The sequence below is a fragment of the Blastococcus mobilis genome (assembly GCF_900188025.1).
GTDB classification, from domain to species: Bacteria; Actinomycetota; Actinomycetes; order Mycobacteriales; family Geodermatophilaceae; genus Blastococcus_B; species Blastococcus_B mobilis.
In genome coordinates this window covers 72603-96001 of record NZ_FZNO01000013.1, presented here as the reverse complement: position 1 = coordinate 96001, position 23399 = coordinate 72603, and the positions used below count along the sequence as shown (strand labels likewise).

The 23399-nt window shown below is 72.5% G+C and carries 22 protein-coding genes; 18 read left to right on the top strand and 4 right to left on the bottom strand.

The genetic code is table 11. The annotated features are described in order from the left end of the window. Positions 1-11 precede the first annotated feature (11 nt). The 3 genes from purN to CHB94_RS13180 are packed head-to-tail and all read left to right on the top strand — an operon-like array spanning position 12 to position 2838. The gene (purN, locus tag CHB94_RS13190) at positions 12-635 is read left to right on the top strand and encodes a phosphoribosylglycinamide formyltransferase (RefSeq protein WP_089337021.1); all 624 of its coding nucleotides are present in this window, start codon (positions 12-14) and stop codon (positions 633-635) included. After that, on the top strand, positions 635-2185 hold the full coding sequence (gene purH / locus CHB94_RS13185; protein WP_089337020.1) for a bifunctional phosphoribosylaminoimidazolecarboxamide formyltransferase/IMP cyclohydrolase: 1551 nt from the start codon (positions 635-637) through the stop codon (positions 2183-2185). Before purN ends, purH begins: the two co-directional genes overlap by 1 nt. Then, a complete protein-coding gene (locus tag CHB94_RS13180) occupies positions 2182-2838 on the top strand; it encodes a pentapeptide repeat-containing protein (RefSeq protein ID WP_089337019.1) in 657 nt (218 codons plus the stop codon). The genes purH and CHB94_RS13180 overlap by 4 nt, the downstream gene beginning before the upstream one ends. Here CHB94_RS13180 and CHB94_RS13175 read toward each other — a convergent pair. Next, positions 2835-3395: a hypothetical protein gene (locus CHB94_RS13175; protein ID WP_254920622.1), complete on the bottom strand. Its 561-nt coding sequence runs from the start codon at positions 3393-3395 to the stop codon at positions 2835-2837. The two genes, CHB94_RS13180 and CHB94_RS13175, sit on opposite strands and share 4 nt — an antisense overlap. Before the next feature lie 114 nt (positions 3396-3509). On the opposite strand from CHB94_RS13175, the gene CHB94_RS13170 reads away from it, so the two are divergent. The 4 genes from CHB94_RS13170 to CHB94_RS13155 are packed head-to-tail and all read left to right on the top strand — an operon-like array spanning position 3510 to position 6928. Next, entirely contained in the window at positions 3510-4379 is an 870-nt protein-coding gene (locus CHB94_RS13170) for a bifunctional methylenetetrahydrofolate dehydrogenase/methenyltetrahydrofolate cyclohydrolase (protein WP_089337018.1), read from the top strand. Further along, on the top strand, positions 4376-4681 hold the full coding sequence (locus CHB94_RS13165) for a DUF3017 domain-containing protein (RefSeq protein WP_254920621.1): 306 nt from the start codon (positions 4376-4378) through the stop codon (positions 4679-4681). The genes CHB94_RS13170 and CHB94_RS13165 overlap by 4 nt, the downstream gene beginning before the upstream one ends. 43 nt (positions 4682-4724) lie before the next feature. Then, positions 4725-5678: a malate dehydrogenase gene (mdh, locus tag CHB94_RS13160; RefSeq protein ID WP_089337017.1), complete on the top strand. Its 954-nt coding sequence runs from the start codon at positions 4725-4727 to the stop codon at positions 5676-5678. A gap of 35 nt (positions 5679-5713) precedes the next feature. Continuing rightward, on the top strand, positions 5714-6928 hold the full coding sequence (locus CHB94_RS13155) for an NADP-dependent isocitrate dehydrogenase (RefSeq protein ID WP_089337016.1): 1215 nt from the start codon (positions 5714-5716) through the stop codon (positions 6926-6928). Between the two features lie 313 nt (positions 6929-7241). Here CHB94_RS13155 and CHB94_RS26580 read toward each other — a convergent pair whose 3' ends face one another. Further along, positions 7242-8312: a CAP domain-containing protein gene (locus tag CHB94_RS26580; RefSeq protein ID WP_303395986.1), complete on the bottom strand. Its 1071-nt coding sequence runs from the start codon at positions 8310-8312 to the stop codon at positions 7242-7244. Between the two features lie 243 nt (positions 8313-8555). Here CHB94_RS26580 and CHB94_RS13145 point away from each other — a divergent pair, with 243 nt between their 5' ends. Next, positions 8556-9881, top strand: coding sequence for a hemolysin family protein (locus CHB94_RS13145; protein ID WP_089337015.1), 1326 nt, complete (start codon positions 8556-8558; stop codon positions 9879-9881). 58 nt (positions 9882-9939) lie between these two features. Here the strand turns inward: CHB94_RS13145 and galE are convergent, their stop codons facing one another. Continuing rightward, a complete protein-coding gene (galE, locus tag CHB94_RS13140) occupies positions 9940-10887 on the bottom strand; it encodes a UDP-glucose 4-epimerase GalE (RefSeq protein WP_089337014.1) in 948 nt (315 codons plus the stop codon). Positions 10888-10932: 45 nt separating this feature from the next. Between galE and hisC the strand changes: the two genes are divergently transcribed. The 4 genes from hisC to CHB94_RS13120 all read left to right on the top strand — a co-directional run bounded on the left by hisC (position 10933) and on the right by CHB94_RS13120 (position 14782). After that, the gene (gene hisC, locus CHB94_RS13135; protein ID WP_254920620.1) at positions 10933-12042 is read left to right on the top strand and encodes a histidinol-phosphate transaminase; all 1110 of its coding nucleotides are present in this window, start codon (positions 10933-10935) and stop codon (positions 12040-12042) included. Positions 12043-12091: 49 nt separating this feature from the next. Further along, positions 12092-13117: a tryptophan--tRNA ligase gene (gene trpS, locus CHB94_RS13130; RefSeq protein WP_089337012.1), complete on the top strand. Its 1026-nt coding sequence runs from the start codon at positions 12092-12094 to the stop codon at positions 13115-13117. Next, positions 13114-13671, top strand: coding sequence for a 2'-5' RNA ligase family protein (locus CHB94_RS13125; RefSeq protein WP_089337011.1), 558 nt, complete (start codon positions 13114-13116; stop codon positions 13669-13671). The genes trpS and CHB94_RS13125 overlap by 4 nt, the downstream gene beginning before the upstream one ends. A gap of 139 nt (positions 13672-13810) precedes the next feature. Further along, positions 13811-14782, top strand: a complete 972-nt coding sequence (locus CHB94_RS13120; RefSeq protein WP_254920619.1) for a YihY/virulence factor BrkB family protein — start codon at positions 13811-13813, stop codon at positions 14780-14782. On the opposite strand, the gene CHB94_RS13115 is transcribed toward CHB94_RS13120, so the two are convergent. Further along, positions 14703-16040, bottom strand: a complete 1338-nt coding sequence (locus CHB94_RS13115; RefSeq protein WP_089337010.1) for a D-alanyl-D-alanine carboxypeptidase family protein — start codon at positions 16038-16040, stop codon at positions 14703-14705. The two genes, CHB94_RS13120 and CHB94_RS13115, sit on opposite strands and share 80 nt — an antisense overlap. Before the next feature lie 243 nt (positions 16041-16283). Here CHB94_RS13115 and CHB94_RS13110 point away from each other — a divergent pair, with 243 nt between their 5' ends. The 6 genes from CHB94_RS13110 to CHB94_RS13085 all read left to right on the top strand — a co-directional run bounded on the left by CHB94_RS13110 (position 16284) and on the right by CHB94_RS13085 (position 23354). Continuing rightward, a complete protein-coding gene (locus CHB94_RS13110) occupies positions 16284-17342 on the top strand; it encodes a BMP family lipoprotein (RefSeq protein WP_254920618.1) in 1059 nt (352 codons plus the stop codon). A gap of 250 nt (positions 17343-17592) precedes the next feature. After that, positions 17593-19185 carry an ABC transporter ATP-binding protein gene (locus CHB94_RS13105; RefSeq protein WP_089337008.1) on the top strand — a complete coding sequence of 531 codons (1593 nt, stop codon included), beginning with the start codon at positions 17593-17595 and terminating at the stop codon, positions 19183-19185. After that, positions 19182-20399 (top strand): ABC transporter permease, encoded by a 1218-nt coding sequence (locus CHB94_RS13100; RefSeq protein WP_089337007.1) that lies wholly within the window; start codon positions 19182-19184, stop codon positions 20397-20399. The genes CHB94_RS13105 and CHB94_RS13100 overlap by 4 nt, the downstream gene beginning before the upstream one ends. After that, positions 20396-21673, top strand: a complete 1278-nt coding sequence (locus CHB94_RS13095) for an ABC transporter permease (RefSeq protein WP_089337006.1) — start codon at positions 20396-20398, stop codon at positions 21671-21673. The genes CHB94_RS13100 and CHB94_RS13095 overlap by 4 nt, the downstream gene beginning before the upstream one ends. Next, a complete protein-coding gene (locus tag CHB94_RS13090; protein WP_089337005.1) occupies positions 21673-22083 on the top strand; it encodes a cytidine deaminase in 411 nt (136 codons plus the stop codon). Before CHB94_RS13095 ends, CHB94_RS13090 begins: the two co-directional genes overlap by 1 nt. After that, a complete protein-coding gene (locus tag CHB94_RS13085; protein WP_089337004.1) occupies positions 22083-23354 on the top strand; it encodes a thymidine phosphorylase in 1272 nt (423 codons plus the stop codon). Before CHB94_RS13090 ends, CHB94_RS13085 begins: the two co-directional genes overlap by 1 nt. Positions 23355-23399 lie beyond the last annotated feature (45 nt).

Below are 23399 nucleotides of genomic sequence, written 5' to 3'. Positions count from 1 at the left end.
GGGTCGGAGACGTGCCCGCACCCGTCCTCACCCCGCGGGCCCGGGTCGCCGTGCTGCTGTCGGGGACCGGCTCGCTGTGCGCGGCGCTGCTCGCCGCGACGGAGGACCCCGGCTACCCGGCCGAGGTGGTCGTCGTCGGCAGCGACCGGACCGCCGACGGCCTGGAGCACGCCCGCCGCCGGGGCATTCCGACCTTCACCTGCGCCCTCGCCGACCACCCCGACCGGTCCGCCTGGGACCGCGCGCTGGCCGAGGCCCTCGCCGGGTACGAGCCGGATCTCGTCGTGTCCGCCGGCTTCATGAAGCTGGTCGGCCCCGCGGTCCTGGCGGCCTTCGGCGGACGGCTGGTGAACACCCACCCGGCCCTGCTGCCGGCCTTTCCCGGCGCACACGCGGTCCGTGATGCGTTGGCGGCGGGAGCGACGGTGACCGGCGCGACGGTGCACCTGATCGATGCCGGCCTCGACACCGGCCCGATCATCGCCCAGCGTGAGGTCGCCGTCCGGCCCGACGACGACGAGACGCGCCTGCACGAGCGGATCAAGGAAGTGGAGCGCGAGCTCCTGGTGGAGACGGTGGCGCGCCTCAGCGCGCCCGGTTCGATGTCACGGCAAGCGACGAGGAAGAACCCCTGATGAGTGACCGCACCCCGATTCGCCGCGCCCTGCTGGGGGTCTACGACAAGACCGGCGTGGAGGAGCTGGCCGCCGGCCTGGCCGCCGCCGGAGTGGAGCTGGTGAGCACCGGTGCGACCGCCCGCCGCATCGCCGACGCCGGCATCCCGGTCACGCCGGTCGAGCAGGTCACCGGCTTCCCGGAGTGCCTGGACGGGCGGGTCAAGACGCTGCACCCCGCCGTCCACGCGGGAATCCTGGCCGACCGGCGCAAGCCCGAGCACGTGGCGCAGCTCGACGATCTGGGCGTCACCCCGTTCGACCTGGTCGTGGTGAACCTGTACCCGTTCACCGAGACGGTGACCTCGGGCGCGACGCCGGACGAGTGCGTCGAGCAGATCGACATCGGTGGGCCGGCCATGGTGCGGGCCGCGGCCAAGAACCACCCGTCGGTCGCCGTCGTCGTCGACCCCGCCCGCTACGGCGACGTCCTGGCCGCGGTGGCCGCGGGCGGCTTCACCCTGGCCGAGCGGCGGACCCTGGCCGCCGCCGCGTTCCGGCACACCGCGGGCTACGACATCGCCGTCGCCTCGTGGATGGGCAACGTCCTGGCGCCGGACGACGAGAGCGGCTTCCCCGCCTGGGTCGGCGCGAGCTGGGAGCGCGCCGACGTCCTGCGCTACGGCGAGAACCCGCACCAGAGCGCCGCGCTCTACCGCAGCTGGCAGCCCGGCCTGGCGCACGCCGAGCAGCTGCACGGCAAGGAGATGTCCTACAACAACTACGTCGACACCGACGCCGCCTGGCGGGCCGCGCACGACCACGACGATCCCTGCGTCGCCATCATCAAGCACGCCAACCCGTGCGGCATCGCCGTCGGCACCGACATCGCCTCGGCGCACCGCAAGGCCCACGCCTGCGACCCCCTCTCGGCCTTCGGCGGCGTGATCGCGGCCAACCGGGAGATCGACCTGACGATGGCCGAGCAGGTCGCGGAGGTGTTCACCGAGGTGGTCGTCGCGCCGTCGTTCACCGACGACGCGGTGCGGGTGCTGACCGGCAAGAAGAACATCCGGCTGCTCCGGCTGCCGCACCTGCCGGCGCCCGGCACCGAGATGCGGCCGATCAGCGGCGGCCTGCTGCTGCAGGTCAAGGACCGGCTCGACGCCCCGGGGGACGACCCCACGACCTGGACGCTCGCGACCGGCGAGCCGCTGGACGCCGCCGGCCTGGACGACCTGGTCTTCGCCTGGCGAGCGGTCCGCGCGGTCAAGAGCAACGCGATCCTGCTCGCGCACGACCGGGCGACCGTCGGCGTCGGCATGGGGCAGGTCAACCGGGTGGACTCCGCCCGGCTGGCCGTGACGCGTGCGGGGGAGCGGGCGGCGGGATCGGTCGCGGCCTCCGATGCCTTCTTCCCGTTCGCCGATGGGCTGCAGGTCCTCCTGGACGGCGGGGTGCGCGCCGTCGTCCAGCCGGGTGGCTCCGTCCGGGACGAGGAGGTCGTCGCCGCCGCGGCCGCGGCCGGTGTGCCGCTGTACCTCACCGGCACCCGTCACTTCGCCCATTGAGCCTCCGGACGGGGCCGACCGGGACGGGGCCACGGCCGCACGTCGGGCCGCCCGAGGCGGGTGCGGAGGTCGAGGGCGAGGACTTCGCCCGGGTCGACTGGTGGGGCGCGGAGCTGGACGGGGTCACCTTCACCCTCTGCCGGTTCGACGACGCCGGGCTGGAGGAGCTGGTCACCCGGCGCTGCGTGTTCGACCAGTGCGTCCTCACGGGGGTGCGGATGGGCGGGTCGCGGCACCTGGGGACGGCGTTCCTCTCGTGCCGGTTCGACCGGGCGAGGCTCTTCGGCGCGACCTGGGAGGGCTGCAAGCTCACCGGCTCGCAGTTCCCCGGCGCGCAGCTGCGGCCGATGACCTCGACCGAGTGCGACTGGAGCTACGCGTCGCTGCGTGGTGCGGACCTCTCGGGACTCGATCTCTCCGGTCAGCGGTTCCGGGAGGCCGACTTCACCGACGCCGACCTGCGGGAGTGCGACCTCACCGGTGCCGACCTGGACCGGGCGCGGCTGCAGTCGACCAAGCTCCGCGGCGCCGACCTGCGCGGCGCGTCGATGGAGGAGGTCAACTGGCGGGCCTTCGACGTCACCGGGGTCCGGCTGGACCTCGTGCACGCCGTGCGGTTCGCGCGCGCCCACGGCGCTCTCGTGGCGGGCTAACCGGCGTACTTCGGGCCGGTGAGCAGCGCCTTGAGGCTGCCGAGCAGGCCGAGGGCGGCGACGGCGATCCCGCACCAGAACCCGGGCCCGAAGACGTCGAGGTTCCAGCCCTCGTCGATGAGCGGGACCAGCACGCCCGCCGTCGCGGCAAGGCTCACCACCAGGGCCAGGACGCCGAAGAAGCGATGAGTGCGCATCGGCAGCCACATGAGCAGCCCCAGCACGAACAGGACACCGCCGCCCAGGACGATCGCCAGTGGCTGCCAGAGCCCGTTGGAGAAGGCGCCCCCGACGTCGGCCAGCCCGTCCTGCACGAGGTCCAGGCCGGTCGTCTCGGCGTCGGCCAGCCAGTCCAGCAGCAGGCTGATCCCGCCCGCGACCCCGGCGAGGATCAGCAGCAGGCCACCCAGGCTCTCCGGGCCGCGGAACGCCACCGGGCGGCCGGAGTACCGCGGCGCCGTGTGACCGGCGGAGGACTCCGTGGACGCGGGGTAGGCGGTCGCGCCCTGGGGCGGGCCCGGGGGCGTGCCGGGTCGGACGGGTTCGCGCTCGGTCATGTGCGTACCTCCGGCGGTCGGCAGGCGAGGGACAGGGGTGGGCGGGCGGACCCCACTGCCGGGAGCCTAGGACCGCGCACCCGCCCGTGGGGCCCCTCGGGCAGACTGTCCGACATGCCCGCGACGACCCTCGACGGCAAGGCGACGGCCGCGGCGATCCGCGGCGAGCTCACCGACCGGGTGGCGGCCCTGACCGCCGCCGGTCACCGTCCGGGCCTGGGCACCCTGCTGGTCGGTGACGACCCCGGCAGCCGGTGGTACGTCAACGCCAAGCACTCCGACTGCGCCCAGGTCGGGATCGCGAGCATCCAGCGCGAGCTGCCGGCGACCGCCACCGAGGCCGACGTGCTCGCCGTCGTCGAGGAACTCAACGCCGATCCCGGCTGCACGGGCTACATCGTCCAGCTGCCGCTGCCCACGGGCATCGAGGAGAGCACGGTCCTCGAGGCGATGGACCCGGACAAGGACGCCGACGGTCTGCATCCGGTCAACCTCGGTCGCCTGGTGCTCAACGTGCCGGGTCCGCTGCCGTGCACGCCGGTCGGCATCGTGGAGCTGCTCCGCCGCTACGAGGTCCCGATCGCCGGCGCTGAGGTGGTCGTGATCGGCCGCGGCATCACGGTGGGCCGGCCGCTCGGCCTGCTCCTGACCCGGCGCACCGAGAACGCGACCGTGACGCTGTGCCACACCGGCACGCGGGACGTCGCCGCGCACGTCCGGTCCGCCGACATCGTCGTGGCCGCCGCCGGCGTCCCTGGCCTGATCACCGCCGACATGGTCAAGCCGGGCGCCGCCGTCCTGGACGTCGGCGTGAGCCGGGTGGACGGGAAGATCGCGGGGGACGTCGCCCTCGACGTGGCCGGGGTGGCCGGTCACGTGGCCCCGAACCCCGGCGGGGTGGGACCCATGACCCGGGCCATGCTCCTGCAGAACGTGGTCCTGGCCGCCGAGCGAGCCGCGGCGCTGGAGGCGCTCTCCGCGTGAGCGTGTCCCGGTCGCCGCTCTACGTCCGCCGTCCCGTCCTGGCCGGCCTTCTCCGGCAGCTACCGCTGCTGGCGGTGCTGGTCATGGTCGGCACGGGGCTGCTGCTGGTCACCTTCGACCACTGGCGCCGCGGACTGGTCGTCATCGGCCTCAGCCTGATCATCGCCGGCCTGCTGCGGCTGCTGCTGCCGGTGCGGCGGGTCGGCTTCCTCGCCGTCCGCAGCCGGCCCACGGACGTCGTCCTGCTGGCCGTGGCGGGTCTCGTCCTCGCCGTGACCGCGTTGACGATCCCGGCCGCGTGACCCGCGCGGGCGGTTTCCCCGACTCAGCGATAGGTTCCTGGCCATGGCAGAGAAGTCGCGGAAGGGCAAGGTCACCGTCGTCGGTGCCGGTTTCTACGGCTCGACCACTGCACTCCGGCTCGCCGAGTACGACATCCTCGAGACCGTCGTGCTCACCGACATCGTCGAGGGCAAGCCCGAGGGCCTCGCGCTGGACATGAACCAGTCGCGGCCCATCGAGGGCTTCGAGACCAAGGTCGTCGGCGTGGGCGGAGGGTCCTACGAGGGCACCGAGGGATCGGACGTCGTCGTCATCACCGCGGGTCTCCCGCGCAAGCCCGGCATGAGCCGGATGGACCTCATCGAGACCAACGCGAAGATCGTGCGGCAGGTCGCGGAGAACATCGCCCGGACCTCGCCCGAGGCGGTGATCATCGTCGTCTCCAACCCGCTGGACGAGATGACGGCGCTGGCGCAGCTGGCCACCCAGTTCCCGAAGAACCGGGTGATGGGGCAGGCCGGCATGCTCGACACCGCGCGCTTCAGCAACAACGTGGCCGAGGAGCTCGGCGTCCCGGTGTCCTCGGTGCGGACCCTGACGTTGGGCTCGCACGGCGACACGATGGTCCCGGTCCCGTCCCGGTGCACCGTCGACGGCAAGCCGCTGTCCGAGGTGATGGCCGCCGACCGCATCGAGCACCTGGTCGACCGCACCCGCAACGGTGGCGCCGAGGTCGTGGCGCTGCTCAAGACCGGCTCGGCGTACTACGCGCCGTCGGCAGCCGCCGCTCGGATGGCCCGCGCGGTCATGGAGGATTCGGGCGCGGTCATGCCGGTGTGCGCCTGGGTCGACGGGGAGTACGGGATCAACGGCGTCTACCTGGGCGTCGAGGCCGAGATCGGCCGCGAGGGTGTGCGGAAGGTCGTCGAGGGCGACCTGTCCGAGAGCGAGCTGGGCGGCCTGCGTGAAGCGGCCGAGGCCGTGCGCGCCAAGCAGGCTGATGTAGCCGACCTCTGACCATCTCGGTCAGAGCTGTAGAGAGGGACTCGCACGTGGCAAAGATCAAGGTCGAGGGCACCGTCGTCGAACTCGACGGCGACGAGATGACCCGGATCATCTGGCAGTTCATCAAGGACCAGCTGATCCTCCCGTACCTCGACGTCAACCTGGAGTACTACGACCTGGGCATCGAGTCGCGCGACGCGACCGACGACCAGATCACCGTCGACTCGGCCAACGCCATCAAGAAGCACGGCGTCGGCGTCAAGTGCGCCACCATCACCCCCGACGAGGCGCGGGTCGAGGAGTTCGGCCTGAAGAAGATGTGGCGCTCCCCGAACGGGACGATCCGCAACATCCTCGGCGGCGTGATCTTCCGCGAGCCGATCATCATGCAGAACGTGCCGCGGCTGGTGCCGGGCTGGACCAAGCCGATCGTCGTCGGCCGTCACGCGTTCGGTGACCAGTACCGCGCCACGGACTTCAGGTTCCCCGGCGAGGGCACGCTGACCATCACCTTCCAGCCCAAGGACGGCGGCGAGCCGATCCAGCACGAGGTCTTCCAGTCGCCCGGCGGTGGCGTCGCGATGGCGATGTACAACCTCGACGACTCGATCCGTGACTTCGCCCGGGCCTCCATGAACTACGGGCTCAACCGCGAGTACCCGGTCTACCTGTCGACCAAGAACACGATCCTCAAGGCCTACGACGGCCGCTTCAAGGACCTGTTCGAGGAGGTCTTCCAGGCCGAGTTCAAGGACAAGTTCGAGGCCGCCGGCATCACCTACGAGCACCGGCTGATCGACGACATGGTGGCCGCGTCCCTCAAGTGGGAGGGCGGCTACGTCTGGGCCTGCAAGAACTACGACGGTGACGTGCAGTCCGACACCGTGGCCCAGGGCTTCGGCTCGCTCGGCCTCATGACCTCGGTGCTGATGAGCCCCGATGGCCGCACCGTCGAGGCCGAGGCAGCCCACGGCACGGTGACCCGTCACTTCCGCCAGCACCAGCAGGGCAAGGAGACGTCGACCAACCCGATCGCGTCGATCTTCGCCTGGACCCGGGGCCTGGCCCACCGCGGCAAGCTGGACAACACCCCCGAGGTGACCCGCTTCGCGGAGACGCTGGAGAAGGTCTGCATCGACACCGTCGAGGGCGGTCAGATGACCAAGGACCTCGCGCTGCTGATCTCCAAGGACCAGCCGTGGCTGACCACCCAGGACTTCCTGGCGGCCATCGACACCAACCTCCAGAAGGCCATGGCCTGAGGTAGGAATTCGTGATGGCCGACCGGCCATCGACACACGTCAGTGGCCCTCTCGATCTCTTCGAGGGGGCCGCTGACGTGTTCTCGTCCTGTGGACAACCCTCGAAGCGCCGTCATCACGCTGCCGGGTTGCTGCCGTGGCCCGAACAGCACGCCGTCCACCCGCGCTCCGTGGCCGCGTCTTCCGCGGGTCCTCCGTGGTCGCGCAGGCTCACGCCCGAGCAGTTGCGCAGTTCTGAAGACACGCTGAGCGCCCTGACGAGCGGGCCGTCAGGGCGCTCAGCGTGTGTTGATTTCAGCAGGTCGCGCAGGGCTCAGGCGAAGAGCTGGGTCCACCAGGGGCCGCCGCTGCCTTCGGCAACGCCGACGCCCAGCCGGGTCAGTCCGCAGTTCAGGATGTTCGCCCGGTGCCCGGAGCTGTTCATCCAGGCATCCATGACGGCGGCGGCGTCCTCCTGTCCGCGAGCGATGTTCTCCGCCCGGGCACTGATGCCGGCCCGCTCGGCCCGCTGGAACGGGCTCAGGTCATCGGGGTTGGTGTGGCTGAAGAACCCACGGTCCCGCATGTCCTGGCTGTGCGCGCGGGCCACGGCGGCCAGGGCCGGGTCGGCGACCAGCGCCCTGCAGCCTGCGGCGGCCCGCTCGGCGTTGACGAGGGTGAGAACCTGCGCCTCCGCTTCGGAGGCGCCCGCGGGCTGGGCCGTCTGGGGCGAGGCCGCGGGCGGCGTCGGTGCCGTCGGTGCGGTCGTCCTGGGGGCGGGGCTCGGCGCGGGCATCACCGGGACGACGGCGGGGGCCGACGGCGGCTTCGGCGCGGCCGGGGCCTCGGCGACCGGCGGGGCCTGGACGGGCGGGGCCTGGGCCGGCGGGGTCTGGACCGGTGACTCCTGGGCCGGCGGGGTCTGGACCGGCGGGGTCTGGACCGGCGGCGCCTCCGCCGGTGCCGCAGACGGAGCGCCGGGGGTGGTCACGACGACGTCGGCAGGGGCGCCCCTCCGCTCGGGCTTCCGGTCCGGGGCATCGGTCCTCGGCCCGGCGACATGGATCCTCGACGTCACGCGGGTGGAGGACGACCCCGCCCGGCCGTCCGCGCCGCTGCGCCCCTGCGCTTCCCGAGTGGTGGACGGGCGGGGAGAGGACGAGCCGGCGGAGGAGGAGAAGGTGAACCACGACGAGGACGACGGATCGAGCGAGGCCGAGGCCGTCCCTGCGGTGCCGGCGCCGGGTGAAGCCAGGACCAGAGCAGTGAGGATCGCGCCGGCGAGGGCACCCAGTGCGAGGCGCCCGCTGCGGCGCCGGACAGGGCGGCCGAGGAGTCGGATCGAGCGGGTCAGTGCGCCGGTGACGCGGGTGACGAGCGAAGGACCGGCGGGAAGGTGGTGCACAGAAGACCTCTCGGCTGATGATCACGAATTGTTACCGGAGGAAGACTAACCGTGCCCGCAAAGTGACCGTGAGTTGCCGAGATCGACGCCACCCGACGCGCCGGGCGACACTCCGGCGGGTCGTTCCGTGGACCCGCGCGGCGGACGCGAGATCGACGACCAGGCACCATGGGACGACCAGGCACCATGGAACTGCCCGCCCCCACGTCCGCCCCATCCGAGCACCCGAGGAGCACGCCGCCGGTGAGCGACGTCTGGCCCAGCATCGTCATGGTCGTGGTCTTCGTCCTGATCGGCGGAGCCTTCTCCGGTGCCGAGATCGCCCTGGTCTCGCTCCGCGAATCGCAGGTCCGCGGGCTGGCCGAGAGCGGCCGGCGCGGGCAGGCCGTCCAGCGCCTGCTCAGCGACCCGAACCGGTTCCTCGCAGCGGTGCAGGTCGGCGTCACCTTGGCCGGCTTCTTCTCCGCCGCCTTCGGTGCCAGCGCCCTCTCCGCGCCGTTCGCTCGGTGGCTCGTGGCCCGCGGTGTGTCCGAGGGGATCTCCGACACCCTGGCCCTCGTCCTCGTCACGATCGCGATCAGCTACCTGTCGCTGGTGGTCGGGGAGCTGACGCCGAAACGCCTCGCGCTCCAGCGCGCCGAGGGCTTCTCGCTGGTCGTGGCCTCGCCGCTCAACGCGATCGCCACGCTCTTCCGCCCGATCATCTGGCTGCTGTCGAAGTCCACCGACGTGCTGGTCCGGCTCTTCGGCGGTGATCCCAAGCAGAGCGGGGAGTCGATCAGTCAGGAAGAGCTCCGCGACCTGGTGGCCGCGCACGAGTCGCTCAGCAGCGACGAGCGCCGGCTGATCGACGAGGTGTTCCGCGCCGGCGAGCGCGAGGTCCGCGAGGTCATGACGCCCCGCACCGAGGTCGCCTTCCTCGAGGGCTCGATGACGGCCAGCCGCGCGGCCAAGCAGGTGGCCGACTCCAACTGGTCACGTTTCCCCGTGGCCGGCCGCGACCAGGACGACATCGTCGGGTTCGTGCACGTCCGTGACCTGTTCCTGCCCAACCATCCGGCCGGCCGGGCCGCGACCGTCGGCGACCTGGCCCGCGAGGTGAAGCGGCTGCCGGGCACCGCCGGCGTGCTGACGGCCCTCAGCGAGATGCGGCGGGAGAACCACCACCTCGCGATCGTCGTCGACGAGTACGGCGGCACCGACGGGATCGTCACGCTCGAGGACCTCATCGAGGAGGTCATCGGTGAGATCTACGACGAGTACGACGAGGAGGTCGCTCCCGACGGCAAGCAGCCGCCCGGCGGCCCCCGGGAGGTCGACGGCCTGCTCAACCTCGATGACTTCACCGAGGCCACCGGCCTCCAGTTGCCCGACGGGCCCTACGAGACCGCTGCCGGCTACGTCCTCGCCGAGCTCGGCCGGCTGCCCGAGATCGGCGACACCGTCGAGGTCGAGGGCCGCAGCCTGTCGGTGGTGGAGCTCGACGGCCGACGCATCGCGCGGATCCTGGTGAGCCCCCCGCCGGTCCCCGCCGACGACGAGACGACCGCGGGGGAGTCCGCCGGCTGAGGCCCCTCTGCAGGGGCCCGCCGCGAGTGTGCGGGCGGTGGGGGGCAGAGGGGTCCTCTTACTGCGCCACGTCCCACGCGTCGCGGACGATGCCGGCGAGGTCGGTGTGCTTCGGCTTCCAGCCCAGGTCGTCCCGGATGCGGTCGCTGGAGGCCACCAGCTGCGCCGGGTCGCCCGGCCGGCGGTCCCCGACGACGACGGGGACGGCGTGCCCGGTGACCTCGCGGACGGCGTCGACGACCTCCTGCACCGAGAAGCCCGTGCCGTTGCCCAGGTTGTAGATCCGGTGCTCGCCCGGCGCCGGGGCAGGCAACGCCAGCAGGTGCGCGTCGGCGAGGTCTTCGACGTGCACGTAGTCGCGGATGCAGGTGCCGTCGGGGGTCGGGTAGTCCTGGCCGTACACGGTGAGCGACTCCCGCTGCCCCGCCGCGACCTGCAGCGCCAGCGGGATGAGATGGGTCTCCGTGGCATGCCGCTCGCCCAGGCCGTAGGCCGCGCCGGCGACGTTGAAGTACCGCAGGCTGACCGCCGCGAAGCCGTGGGCGACCGCGTAGGAGGTCAGCATGTGGTCGACGGCGAGCTTGCTGGCCCCGTAGGTGTTGGTCGGCCGGGTGGGGGCGTCCTCGCGGATCGGTACGGACTCCGGCTCGCCGTAGGTCGCCGCGGTGGAGGAGAAGACGATGCGGCGGCAGTCGGCCGCGCGCATCGCCTCCAGCAGCGCCAGGGAGCCGCCCACGTTGGTGTGCCAGTAGTCCTCGGGCTGCTGCTGCGAGACGCCGACGAGGCTCCGGGCCGCGAAGTGCAGCACCGCCTCGGGCCGGACATCGGCCAGCACGGGCGCCGAATCGTGCAGGGACACCGCTGCCAGCGTCGCCCCCGAGGGGACGGCGTCCTCGTGGCCGGTGGACAGGTCGTCGAGCACCGTCACGTCGTGGCCGTCGGCCAGCAGGGCCGCCGTCACTACGCTGCCGATGTAGCCGGCTCCACCGGCGACGAGTACACGCATGGCGTCACCCTATGAGGGGCGCCGGTGGGAGGTAGTCATTCCGTGGTGAGTCCACGCCCCGTCGTCCAGGCCCTGCCGGCCTACCGGCCCGGTCGCAACCCGGCCGACCTGGCCCGTGAGATCGGCGTCGCCCGCGCGGTGAAGCTGGCCAGCAACGAGGTCGCCTTCCCGCCCCTGCCCGCGGTCGTGGAGGCAGTCACGGCCGCGGCGGGGCAGACCAACCGCTACCCCGACAACGGCGCCGTCGTCCTCACGCAGGCGCTGGCCGACCGCTACGGGGTCGACCCGGCGCAGGTGGCCACCGGCTGCGGTGCGGTCACGCTGTGCCAGGAACTGGCCCAGGCCTACAACGACCCGGGGACTAGCATCGCCTTCGCCTGGCGCTCCTTCGAGATGTACCCGCTGCTCGCGCAGGTCGCCGGGGCCCGGGCCATCCAGGTGCCCCTGGTCGCCGGCCGCCCCGGGGGGCCGGCCGACACCCACGACCTCCAGGGGCTGTGTGCCGCCCTCGACGACAGCACCCGTCTGGTGTTCGTGTGCAACCCGAACAACCCCACGGGGACGGCGGTCCGGCGGGCGGAGCTCGAGCAGTTCCTGGACGCCGTCCCGCAGCAGACCCTCGTCGTCCTCGACGAGGCCTACCGCGAGTTCGTGACCGACCCCGCCGTCCCGGACGGGATCGAGTTGATGCGCGGCCGGCCCAACGTCGCCGTGCTGCGCACCTTCTCGAAGGCCTGGGGGCTCGCGGGGCTGCGGGTCGGCTACCTGGTCGCCGAGGACCCCGCCGTGGCCGAGGCGGTGCGCAGGACCCACGTGCCGTTCAGCGTGTCGATGCTCGCGCAGGCGGCCGCGGTCGCGGCGCTGGCCAGCGAAGAGGTGGTGCGCGCCCGCTGCGCCGCCGTCGTGGCCGAGCGGGACCGGCTCACCGCGGCCCTGCGCGACCGCGGCTTCGACGTCGCGGACAGCCAGGCCAACTTCGTGTGGCTGCCCGTGGGGGAGGAGGCGGCAGGTCTGGCCGCGGCGCTCGAGGCCCGCGCCGTCATCACCCGGCCCTTCGCCGGGGAGGGCGTCCGGGTCACCGTCGGCACCCCGGAGGAGGACGACGTCTTCCTCGCCGCGCTGGACGACGTGCGGAGCGCGACGACCGTCCGCTGAGTCATCGGAACGGGGGAGGTCAGAACGTGGGGGCCGGCCGGCTGGTTTGATGGCCGACGTGCGTCTTCCCCGGGTCCTCTCAGGCATCCAGCCGACGGCGGGTTCCTTCCACCTCGGCAACTACCTCGGCGCCCTACGCCAGTGGGTGAAGCTGCAGGACTCGGCGGAGGCCTTCTACTGCGTCGTCGACCTGCACGCCATCACGATGGACTGGGACCCCGAGGAGCTGCGGCGCAACACCCTGACGTCGGCGGCCCAGCTGCTGGCTCTCGGCGTCGACCCGGAGCGCAGCACGCTGTTCGTCCAGAGCCACGTGCCGGAGCACCTGCAGCTGTCCTGGGTGCTGGAGTGCATCGCGCGGTTCGGCGAGGCGAGCCGGATGACGCAGTTCAAGGACAAGAGCCAGCGGGAGGGAACCGACGGCTCCTCGGTCGGCCTGTTCACCTACCCCGTGCTCATGGCGGCCGACATCCTGGTCTACCAGGCCGACCAGGTCCCGGTGGGTGACGACCAGCGCCAGCACCTGGAGCTCACCCGCGACGTCGCCACCCGGTTCAACAACCGTTTCGGGCAGACGTTCACGGTCCCCGCCGGGTTCGTCCCCGAGGCCGGCGCGCGGGTCATGGACCTGCAGTCGCCGGACAAGAAGATGAGCAAGAGCCTGCCCCCGGCCGGTTGCGTGTTCCTGCTCGACGACCCGAAGGTGACGGCGAAGAAGATCCGCTCGGCGGTCACCGACACCGGTCGCGAGGTCGTCGCGGACGCGGCGAACAAGCCCGGCGTCACCAACCTGCTGACCATCCACAGCGCGCTCTCGGGCCGCACCGTCGCCGAGCTGGAGGAGCACTTCGCCGGCCGTGGCTACGGCGACCTGAAGAAGGAGCTGGCGGAGGTCGTCACCGACTTCGTCGCCCCCGTGCGGGCGCGCACGCAGGAGCTGCTGGACGACCCGGCCGAGCTGGAGCGGATCCTCGCCGTCGGGGCGGAGCGTGCCCGCGAGGTCGCCGGTCCCACCGTGGCCGACGTCTACGAGCGGACCGGCTTCCTCGCACCGGCGGCAGGGGCCCGGCGGTGAACGACGACACCTTCGTGACGCGACGTCCGTCGCCGCCGGACACCACCGTCCTCGGCATCGTCGTCCCCATCCCCGAGCCGTGGGCCCAGCTGCTGGTGGACTGGCGGTCCAAGGTGGGCGACCCACAGGCCGCCCTGGTGCCCCCGCACGTCACGCTGCTCCCGCCCACCGAGGTCGCCGTCGCCGACCGGGCGCTGATCACCGCGCACCTCGCCGAGGTGGCCCGCTGTCATCCGCCGTTCGACATGCACCTCTCCGGGACGGGCACCTTCAAGCCGGTGTCCGACGTCGTCTTCATCGCCGTCGCCCGGGGGATCGGCAACTGCGAGCTGCTCTCCAACGACGTCCGCCGCGGCCCGCTCGCGCGATCGCTGTCCTTCCCGTACCACCCGCACGTCACCGTTGCCCACGACGTTCCCGAGGACATGCTCGAGCTGGCCTACAGCGGGCTGTCCGACCTGTCGGCCGAGTTCCGGGTCACGGCCTTCACCGAGTTCGAGCAGACCACGGGTGGGGCGTGGGCGGTCGCTCGCGAGTACCCGCTCACCGGCTGACGGCCCCCGGCCCCGCCCGGAGGCTCGCCAGGAGCGTGCGAGGGGTGAGAGGGACGGGGTCCTTCTGCAGGCTCGGAGCGGTGCCCTGGACGGGGGGGGCCGTAGCGCGCGGAGGCCGGACAGGACCGAGACTCGGGTCGTGAGTTCCGTCGCCCCCGAGAAGCCACGCCCGGCCGCTGACCGGGAGCCGGTCTGGAACCGCGCCCACGCGTGGGCCGAGGGGGTCATCGCGGCCCTGCGCCGCCGGCTCTCCTGGTTCGACCACCTCGCCCGTGCAGGGGGCCGCTACCAGCGCACGCAGGGCGACCTCATGGCCGCCGGCGTCACGTACTTCGCATTCTTGGGCCTGTTCCCCGTCCTGCTGGTGGTCGCCTCGGTGGTCGGGCTGGTCCTGGCGGGCAACACGCTCCTGCAGCAGGAGCTCTACGCCGCCATACGCGACGCCTTCCCCGGTTCGACCGGGAGGCAGATCGTGGCCGAGCTGCGCGGAGCGGTCGGCTCTGCCGGGTTCGTCGGGATCATCGGTGTGGTCGGTTTCCTGTACGCCGGCCTGCGCACCATGGACAAGCTGCGCATCGGCATGGAACGGATCTGGAAGGGGCGTGCCGACGAGCCGGAGTTCCTCCGGGACAACGTCCAGGACCTCTTGGCGCTGATCCTGCTGGGGGCCGTCGGCCTGCTCAGCCTCGGACTGACCGGCGTCACGACCCGCGCGAGCGCCTGGCTGCTGGACCTGCTGGGGCTCGGGGACGTCCCCGGGATGCACCTGATCACCACGGTCCTCGGGATCGTCCTGGCGTTGTGCACCGACGTCGTCGTCTTCCTGTGGTTGCTGCGGGTCGTGCCCTCGACGTCGCATCCGTTGCGCCTCCTGCTGCCCGGGGCGTTGTTCGGCGCGGCCGGGTTCGAGGCGCTGAAGATGATCGGCAGCCTCTACCTGTCGTGGATCTCCGGCAGCGTGACCGCGTCGGCCTTCGGGGGAGCGGTCGGCATCCTGGTGTGGATCAACATCGTGTTCCGGTTCGCCTTCTTCACCGCCGCGTGGACGACGACGCTCCGGCGGATCGAGGCGGTGAGCCCTCCCCGGCGGGACGGTCCGGTGGGGGGCTGAGCACCGGCACCACCCGGACGGGCACCGGGACCACCCGGACGGCGCGGCGGCGACCCACGACCGTCGCGGCGACGATCGTCAGCGCGCCCACGCCGAGCGCCACGGGCACCCACGGCGATGACGGGCGACCTGCGGCGACCTCGGCGACCTCGGTCCCGTCCGGGGCGTCCCGCTCGAGGGACGGCTCACTCCGCCGCGGGGTCGGCGCGGGAGCCGGGGTCGCGTGGGCGGCCGCATCGCCTGGCTCGATCAGCCGGCCGACGCCCTTCATGCCGGCCGGGACGGTGAAGCCCCAGTCGAGCAGGAGCGCCGCCTGGTCCGCCGCCCGCAGCGGGACGTTCTCGGTGTCCATCACGCTGACCACCAGCCGGCGGCCGTTCCGCTCGGCAGCGGTGACGAAGGTGTGGCGGGCGGCGTCGGTGAAGCCGGTCTTGCCCCCCAGGTTGCCCGGGGTGCCGGCCAGCGGATTCTGGTTCTGGATCTGGAAGCCGGGGGAGCGCCCCTCGACCGCGGGGATGTCGGCGACAGGGCTGGTCAGCACCGCGGCGGTGGCCGGGGCGGCCAGCAGCGCACGGAAGATGAGCGCGAGGTCGTAGGGCGAGGACGACTGGCCCGCGACGTCGAGACCGGACGGCGTCCCCGCCACGGTGTCGTAGGCGCCGAGGGCCTCGGCGGTCTCGTTCATCGCAGCCACGGTGACCCCCACGCCGCCCGCCGTCCGGGCGAGTGCCTGGGCCGCGTCGTTGCCCGACTGCAGGATCAGCGCCTGCAACAGCAAGGACACCGGGTACCGGCCGCCCTGCACCAGACCGACCCGGCTGCCCTCGATGTTCTCGTCCTCGACCGTCCCCTCGACCACGGTGGCCGGGTCCAGCAGCGGGGCCAGCGTCAGCAGGGTCAGGGTCTTCAGGGTGCTGGCCGGGTAGTAGCGGCCGTGGGGATCCCGGGCGGCCAGGACGTCGCCGGTGCCGGCGTCGGCGACGAGCCAGCCGTTCGCGGCCACGCCCTCGGGCAGCGCCGGGGCGTCGTCGGCGACGACGAGGCCGCGGGTGTCGAGCTCCTCACCGCCCACCGTCCGGCCGTCAGGGGCCGAGCCCTGGGGTGGGCGGCCGGCATAGGGTGCGGTGGGCGTCGGGGCGGTCGGGTCGATCGTCGGCCGCGCGTCCTCGGCCTGGGCCGGGGTGGCCCCGGGGAGGGCGATGAACGCCGCGAGCAGGGCAGCCGCCGGCCACCGCGGGCCGTACCGGCGTCGCTCCATGGGCAGGCACCGTATGCGGTCAGGCATCGGAGAGGCGTGCGCGTTGGTGCCCCGGCCGTGCGGTTGGCAACGATGTGATCTCAGTCCGTCCCCGGCTTGGGGCGGCGGCGGGGTGCGCGGTTAGCGTGCCCTCGTCTTGTGTTCTCGCGTTCCACCTATGACGGGCGGGCGCCGCAGGATCGAAGAAACCCACCGGGACGCCCCCCGACACGACCGGTGCGTCCCCCCAGAGAGGAGATCGTCTTGCGCCGAGCGCGGATGACGAAGGCCGCGGCACTGCTGCTGGCCGGCAGCCTGGCCCTCGCGGCCTGTGCCAGCGACGAGGAGGGCGGCGACACCGCCACCGGGAACGGCGGCGCCAGCGGGGACCTCAAGATCGGCCTCGCGTACGACGAGGCCGGGCGTGGCGACAAGTCCTTCAACGACTCGGCCTACGCCGGGGCCGAGGCCGCCATCGACGAGTTCGGTGGCGAGGTGCAGGAGGTCAGCCCCAACGAGGACGGCTCCAACCGCGCCGAGCTGCTCTCCAACCTGGCCGAGCAGGGCTACAACCCGGTCATCGCCGTCGGCTTCGCCTACGACGAGGTCCTGGGTGAGGTGGCCCCGCAGTTCCCGGACACCGTCTTCGCCCAGGTCGACGGTTCGAACGCCGACGGCGCCAAGGGTGACAACGTCACCGGTCTCGTCTTCGCCGAGGAGGAGGGTTCCTTCCTCGCCGGTGTGGCCGCTGCCCTCAAGAGCGAGACCGGCCAGGTCGGCTTCGTCGGGGGCGTCGAGAGCCCGCTGATCGAGAAGTTCCAGGCCGGCTTCGAGGCCGGGGCACGCGCGGCCAAGCCCGACATCGTCATCAACAGCCAGTACATCTCCCCGGCGGGTGACTTCTCCGGGTTCAGCGACCCGGCGAAGGGCCAGATCGTCGCGCAGAGCATGTTCGACGCCGGCGCGGACATCGTCTACCACGCGGCCGGCGGCTCGGGCACGGGTGTCTTCCAGGCCGCTGCTGCCTCCGGCGGCCGCGCGATCGGTGTCGACTCCGACCAGTACCAGACGGTCGAGGACCCGGCCCTGCAGGCCGTGATCATGACCTCGATGCTCAAGCGGGTCGACAACGCCGTGCAGGCGTTCATCAGCGACTACGTCGACGGCAACGTCGAGGGGGCGACCGACGTGCTCAACGACCTGTCGACCGAGGGCGTCGGCCTGTCCGACTCGGGTGGGTTCATCACCGACATCAAGGGCGACCTCGACCAGTACCGGCAGCAGATCGTCGACGGCGAGATCGAGGTTCCGACGTCCCTGTGACGGGAGCCGACTGAGAGCACCTTCCCCGCGGCGGCGGGTCCGGGCATCCACGCCCGGGCCCGCCGCCGCGGCCGTCGGCCCCCGGAGCGCCCCGGTCGTCAGCAGCCCGGCCGTCGTGCGAGATCATGCGGCGCGCCGGTCGGAGACAGGGCGGACGATGAACCGGCGGGACGGTCGATCCCGGGCCGCCGGTCGGACAGAGTGGACGCACCCCGCACACCCGCCGGGGCGCAGCAAGGGAGAGGCCACCATGGCGACATCAGCCCCATCGGCCGGCGGACCGGGCCAGGGCTCGTCCGCCGGTGCGAGCGCCGCAGGCGTTGCGCCGCCGGCAGTCGAGCTGCGCGGCATCACCAAGCGGTTCCCCGGCGTCGTCGCCAACCGTGACATCGAACTGCGGGTGCGCCGCGGTGAGGTGCACGCCATCGTCGGCGAGAACGGAGCCGGCAAGTCGACCCTCATGAAGACGCTGTACGGGATGCACCGTCCCGACGAGGGGCAGATCCTGCTCGACGGGCGCGAGGTCCACTTCCGCAGTCCGGCAGACGCCATCGCGGCCGGCATCGGGATGGTCCACCAGCACTTCATGCTGGCCGACAACTTCACCGTCCTCGAGAACATCATCCTCGGCAGCGAGCCGACGAAGGGCGGCCGGCTGGACCGCGCCGGCGCCCGCCGCCGGATCGGCGAGCTCTCGGACAAGTACGCCCTGGGCCTGGAGCCCGACGTCCTCGTCGAGGACCTCGGCGTGGGCGACCGCCAGCGGGTCGAGATCGCCAAGGTCCTCTACCGCGGCGCGACGACGCTCATCCTGGACGAGCCGACCGCCGTCCTGGTGCCCCAGGAGGTCGACGAGCTGTTCGGCAACCTCAACGAGCTCAAGCGGGAGGGGCTGACCGTCATCTTCATCTCGCACAAGCTCGACGAGGTGCGCCGGGTGGCCGACTCCATCACCGTGATCCGCCGGGGCACCACGGTGGGCCAGGCCGATCCCCGGACGACGTCGGTCAAGCAACTGGCCGAGATGATGGTGGGCTCGGAGCTGCCCACGCCGGAGACGCGTACGTCCACCGTCCGCGACGCCGTCGTCCTCCAGCTCACGGACGTGACGGTGGCCGATCCGGTCGGTCGCCCGCTCGTGAACGACGTCGACCTCACCGTCCGCGAGGGCGAGGTCGTCGGGATCGCCGGCGTCGAGGGCAACGGCCAGGCCGAGCTCGTCGACGCCATCATGGGGCTGCGGCCCCTCGCTGCGGGCCGGATCACCCTGGGGGACGAGGACATCACCTGCGCGACCACGCGTGCCCGGCGGGAGGCCGGCATCGGCTTCATCCCCGAGGACCGTCACCGGCAGGGCATGCTGCTGGACGCGCCGCTCTGGGAGAACCGCGTCCTCGGCCACCAGACGCGGCCACCGGCGGCCAAGGGCTGGTTCATCGACCGGCGCGGCGCCCGGACCGACACCGAGCGGATCATGCGGCAGTACGACGTCCGCGCCCCGGGTCCGGACACCCTCGCCGTCGCCCTCTCCGGCGGCAACCAGCAGAAGCTGATCGTCGGCCGCGAGATGAGCGCCGGCCCCCGGCTGCTGATCGCCGCGCACCCGACCCGAGGCGTCGACGTCGGCGCCCAGGCGGTCATCTGGGAGCTGCTCAAGGACGCCCGCGCCGAGGGGATGGGCATCGTGCTCGTCTCCGCGGACCTCGACGAGCTGATCGGCCTCTCCGACACCCTGCACGTCATGCTGCGCGGCGGGTTGGTGGCCACCGTCGATCCCCGACGCGTCACCCCCGAGGAACTCGGCGGCTACATGACCGGCGCGCACACCGTGGGTGCGGCATGAGCCCGATCCTGCGCCGCACGGGGCTCGCGCTCCTGGGGCCGGTGCTCGCCATCGTCGTCGCCCTGGTCATCTCCGCGGGCGTGATCGCCCTGATCGGGGAGAACCCGCTGACGGCTCTCGAGGTGATGCTCGACCTCGGCGACACCCCGTCGCAGCAGACGCAGTCGATCGTGGTGATCCTCAACCGGGCGGTCCCGCTGTTCCTCGCCGGGCTCGCGGTGTCCATCGCCTTCCGGATGGGCCTGTTCAACATCGGCGTGGAGGGCCAGTACCGCCTCGCCGCCATCCTCGCCGCGGCCGTCGGAGGCGCTGTCGCGCTGCCCGGCCCGCTGCACGTCCTCGTGATCGTGGCCGTGGCGGTGGTCGTCGGCGCGGTGTGGGCCGGCATCGTCGGAGTGCTCAAGGTGACCCGCGGGGTCAGCGAGGTCATCAGCTCGATCATGCTGAACTTCATCGCCCTCGGGCTGGCGTCGTACCTGCTCACCGGGCCGCTCCGGGGCAGCGAGGAGGGCGCCTCCATCGTCACGACGACGCCGATCCCGGAGTCCGGCTGGTTCCCCGGCCTCAACGGACTGCTCACCGGGCTGGGTCTGGCGGAGCCGCGCAGCCAGCTCTACGGGTTCCTGCTCGTGGCCGTGGTCGTCGGGATCGCGGTGGCCGTCCTGCTCAAGCGCACGCGCTTCGGGTTCGACCTGCGGGCCAGCGGACTGTCCCCGTCGGCTGCGTCGGCCAGCGGGGTCGACGCCCGCAGGATGGTTCTCAAGACGATGCTGCTGTCCGGGGCCGTGGCCGGGTTGATCGGCATGCCGGACCTCCTCGGGAGCACCCACGTCTACGGCACCCAGTTCACCGGTGGGCTGGGCTTCCTCGGCATCGCGGTGGCGCTGCTGGGCCGCAACAGTCCGGTCGGCATCGCCCTGGCGGCGCTGCTGTTCGCCTTCCTCGACCGCGCGGCTCTGCCGCTGCAGTTCGCCGACATCCCCTCCTCGGTGGTGACGATCATCCAAGGCACGATCGTGCTCGCCGTCGTCATCGCCAACGAGGTGGCCCGTCGGCTGACCCTCCGTTCGGCCGAGCGCGCCGGAGCGCGCCCGGTGGCACCTGGAGGCGGCAGCGCGGGCGCGACGGGTCGGGGGAACCCCCCACCCTCGGATGACGGGCCTCCGGACACCACCGGCGACCGGACCGGCGTGCGCCAGGAGGTCCAGCGATGAGCAGCGTGGTCACGGCCCCTGGGACGAGGCCCAGCCGCGGCCCGATCACCGACCTGCTGACCGGGGGCGGGCGCGCCCGGAGGATCACCTGGTTCGTGGTCGGCCTGCTCGTCCTGTTCTCCCTCGTCCGGGTGATCTCCGGCGAGAACGAGCTGACCTCGTCCGCGATCTTCTCGACGGCCCTGCTGCTCGCGGTGCCCATCGGTCTCGCCGCACTCGGCGGCCTGTTCTCCGAGCGCGCGGGTGTGGTCAACATCGGCCTCGAGGGCATGATGATCCTGGGCACCTGGGGAGCCGGCTGGGCCGGATACCAGTGGGGCTGGACCGCCGCCGTGGTCGGCGGGGTGGCGTTCGGGGTCGTCGGTGGCCTGCTGCACGCCATCGCGACGGTGACCTTCGGCGTCGACCACGTCGTCTCCGGTGTCGCCATCAACATCCTGGCCGGCGGCGTGGTGCGCTTCCTCTCCGAGCTGCTCTACGTCGAGGGCACCGGCGGGGGGCCGACGCAGTCACCACCGATGTCCAGCGACCCGCCCTCGCTGTCCCTGCCGGTGCTGTCCTCGGGGCCGGATCTGCTCGGCGACCTGGAGTCCCGGCACTGGTTCCTCGTCAGCGACCTGGCCGGGGTGCTCCGCGGGCTGACCAGCGGCGTCGGGGTGCTCACCCTGCTCGCCGTGCTGCTGATCCCGGCGTCCTACCTCATGCTGTGGCGGACGGCGTTCGGCCTCCGGCTGCGCTCCTGCGGGGAGAACCCCTGGGCCGCGGACTCCCTGGGCATCCCGGTCAACCGGCTGAAGTACGTCGCCGTGCTGATCTCCGGCGGCCTTGCCGGCCTCGGCGGGGTGGTCCTCGTCGTCTTCGCCGACATCTACAAGGAGGGCCAGACCGGTGGCCGAGGCTTCATCGGTCTGGCGGCCCTCATCTTCGGCAACTGGCGGCCGGGCGGCCTCGCCGCGGGCGCCGGGCTCTTCGGCTTCGCCGACGCCCTCCAGCTGCGCAGCAAGCCGGCGGTCGTGGCCCTGCTGCTGCTGATCGCCGTCCTGCTCGCCGCCGTGGCCGTCTACCAGGCGGTGCAGCGCGAGCTGGTGCGCGCCGTCGTCGCGGCGGTGTTCGCGGTCGCGGCCCTGGTGGGCTTCCTGACCATCGACGTGCTGCCGCAGGGCATCGTGTCCTTCACCCCCCACCTGATCACGCTGCTGGTCCTGTCGCTGGCCTCCCAACGACTACGGATGCCCAAGGCCGACGGCGTGGTCTTCCGACGAGGAGAGCACTAGTGACGCCGGACTGGGACGCCCTCCGGGCGGCCGCCAGGGAAGCCATGACGCACGCCTACGCGCCGTACTCGAGGTTCCCCGTGGGCGTGGCCGGGCTGGTCGACGACGGCCGGATCGTGACCGGTTGCAACGTCGAGAACGCCTCGTACGGCCTGGGCTTGTGCGCGGAGTGCGGCCTGGTCAGCGACCTCGCCCGCTCCGGGGGCGGCCGGCTGGTCGCCGTCGCCTGCGTCGGTGGCGACGGACAGCCGCTCATGCCGTGCGGCCGTTGCCGGCAGCTCCTCTGGGAGCACGGTGGGGCCGACATGCTCATCGAGACGGTCTCCCTCGGCATCGTGCCGATGCGGGAGGTCCTGCCGGACGCCTTCGGTCCCGAGGACCTGGTGGCAGCCGCCGAGCGGAACGCCTGATGGACGCGATCGACGTCCTCCGCACCAAGCGGGACGGCGGGCAGCTGTCGCCCGAGCAGATCCGCTGGATCATCGGCGCGTACACCGACGGGACCGTTCCCGACGAGCAGATGAGCGCGCTGCTCATGGCGGTGTTCTTCCGGGGCATGTCCCCGGACGAGCTGGCCGTCTGGACGCAGGCGATGATCGACTCCGGCGAGCGCAAGGACCTCTCGTCGCTGGGCCGGCCCACCGCGGACAAGCACTCCACCGGTGGGGTGGGCGACAAGATCACGCTGCCCCTGGCGCCCCTGGTGGCCGCCTGCGGTGTGGCGGTGCCGCAGCTGTCGGGCCGGGGCCTCGGGCACACCGGCGGCACGCTGGACAAGCTGGAGGCCATCCCCGGCTGGCGGGCCGACGTCCACGAGGACGCCTACCTGCGCCAGCTGCGCGAGGTCGGCGCGGTCATCTGCGCGGCCGGTCACGACCTGGCGCCGGCGGACAAGAAGCTCTACGCGCTCCGCGACGTCACCGGCACCGTGGAGTCGATCCCGCTGATCGCCAGCTCGATCATGAGCAAGAAGATCGCCGAGGGCGCCGACGCGCTGGTACTGGACGTGAAGACCGGCTCGGGGGCGTTCATGCGCGACCCCGACGACGCCCGCACGCTGGCCCGCACGATGGTCGGACTGGGTGAGGCGGCCGGGGTCCGCACGGTGGCCCTGGTGACGGCGATGGACCGTCCGCTGGGCCGCGCCGCGGGCAACGCCGTCGAGGTGGCCGAGTCGGTCGAGGTCCTGGCCGGTGGTGGTCCGGCCGACGTCGTGGAGCTCACCCTCGCACTGGCCCGGGAGATGCTCGCCGGCGTCGGCCGGGACGACGTCGACCCCGCCGATGCGCTGGCCGACGGCCGGGCGATGGACGTCTGGCGGGCGATGATCGCCGCGCAGGACGGTGACCCCGACGCGGCGCTGCCGAAGCCGGCCGAGACCCACGTGGTGACCGCGCCGGCGACCGGCACGCTCACCCGACTGGACGCGTTCTCCCTCGGTGTCGCAGCCTGGCGTCTCGGCGCCGGTCGGGCCCGCAAGGAGGACCCGGTGTCGGCCGCGGCCGGCGTCGTCTGGACCGCCGGGGTGGGGGAGCACGTGACCGCCGGGCAGCCGCTGCTCGAGCTGCAGACCGACGAGGCGACCCGGATCCCCCGGGCACTGGAGGCGCTGGAGGGCGCCATCGGCATCGACACCGGCGAGCAATCGCTGCCGCTGATCCTGGACCGCATCACAGCATGACGTGGGAGCTCCCGCGGCCACCTGGCCGCGGGATCTCCAGGCCGA

What these genes read in the sequence shown, in the direction of transcription:
- purH (WP_089337020.1), top strand. Translation starts at nt 635, where the DNA reads ATGAGTGACCGCACCCCGATTCGCCGCGCCCTGCTGGGGGTCTACGAC.
- CHB94_RS13175 (WP_254920622.1), bottom strand. Translation starts at nt 3,395, where the DNA reads ATGACCGAGCGCGAACCCGTCCGACCCGGCACGCCCCCGGGCCCGCCC.
- CHB94_RS13170 (WP_089337018.1), top strand. Translation starts at nt 3,510, where the DNA reads ATGCCCGCGACGACCCTCGACGGCAAGGCGACGGCCGCGGCGATCCGC.
- mdh (WP_089337017.1), top strand. Translation starts at nt 4,725, where the DNA reads ATGGCAGAGAAGTCGCGGAAGGGCAAGGTCACCGTCGTCGGTGCCGGT.
- galE (WP_089337014.1), bottom strand. Translation starts at nt 10,887, where the DNA reads ATGCGTGTACTCGTCGCCGGTGGAGCCGGCTACATCGGCAGCGTAGTG.
- trpS (WP_089337012.1), top strand. Translation starts at nt 12,092, where the DNA reads ATGGCCGACGTGCGTCTTCCCCGGGTCCTCTCAGGCATCCAGCCGACG.
- CHB94_RS13115 (WP_089337010.1), bottom strand. Translation starts at nt 16,040, where the DNA reads ATGGAGCGACGCCGGTACGGCCCGCGGTGGCCGGCGGCTGCCCTGCTC.
- CHB94_RS13105 (WP_089337008.1), top strand. Translation starts at nt 17,593, where the DNA reads ATGGCGACATCAGCCCCATCGGCCGGCGGACCGGGCCAGGGCTCGTCC.
- CHB94_RS13100 (WP_089337007.1), top strand. Translation starts at nt 19,182, where the DNA reads ATGAGCCCGATCCTGCGCCGCACGGGGCTCGCGCTCCTGGGGCCGGTG.
- CHB94_RS13095 (WP_089337006.1), top strand. Translation starts at nt 20,396, where the DNA reads ATGAGCAGCGTGGTCACGGCCCCTGGGACGAGGCCCAGCCGCGGCCCG.
- CHB94_RS13085 (WP_089337004.1), top strand. Translation starts at nt 22,083, where the DNA reads ATGGACGCGATCGACGTCCTCCGCACCAAGCGGGACGGCGGGCAGCTG.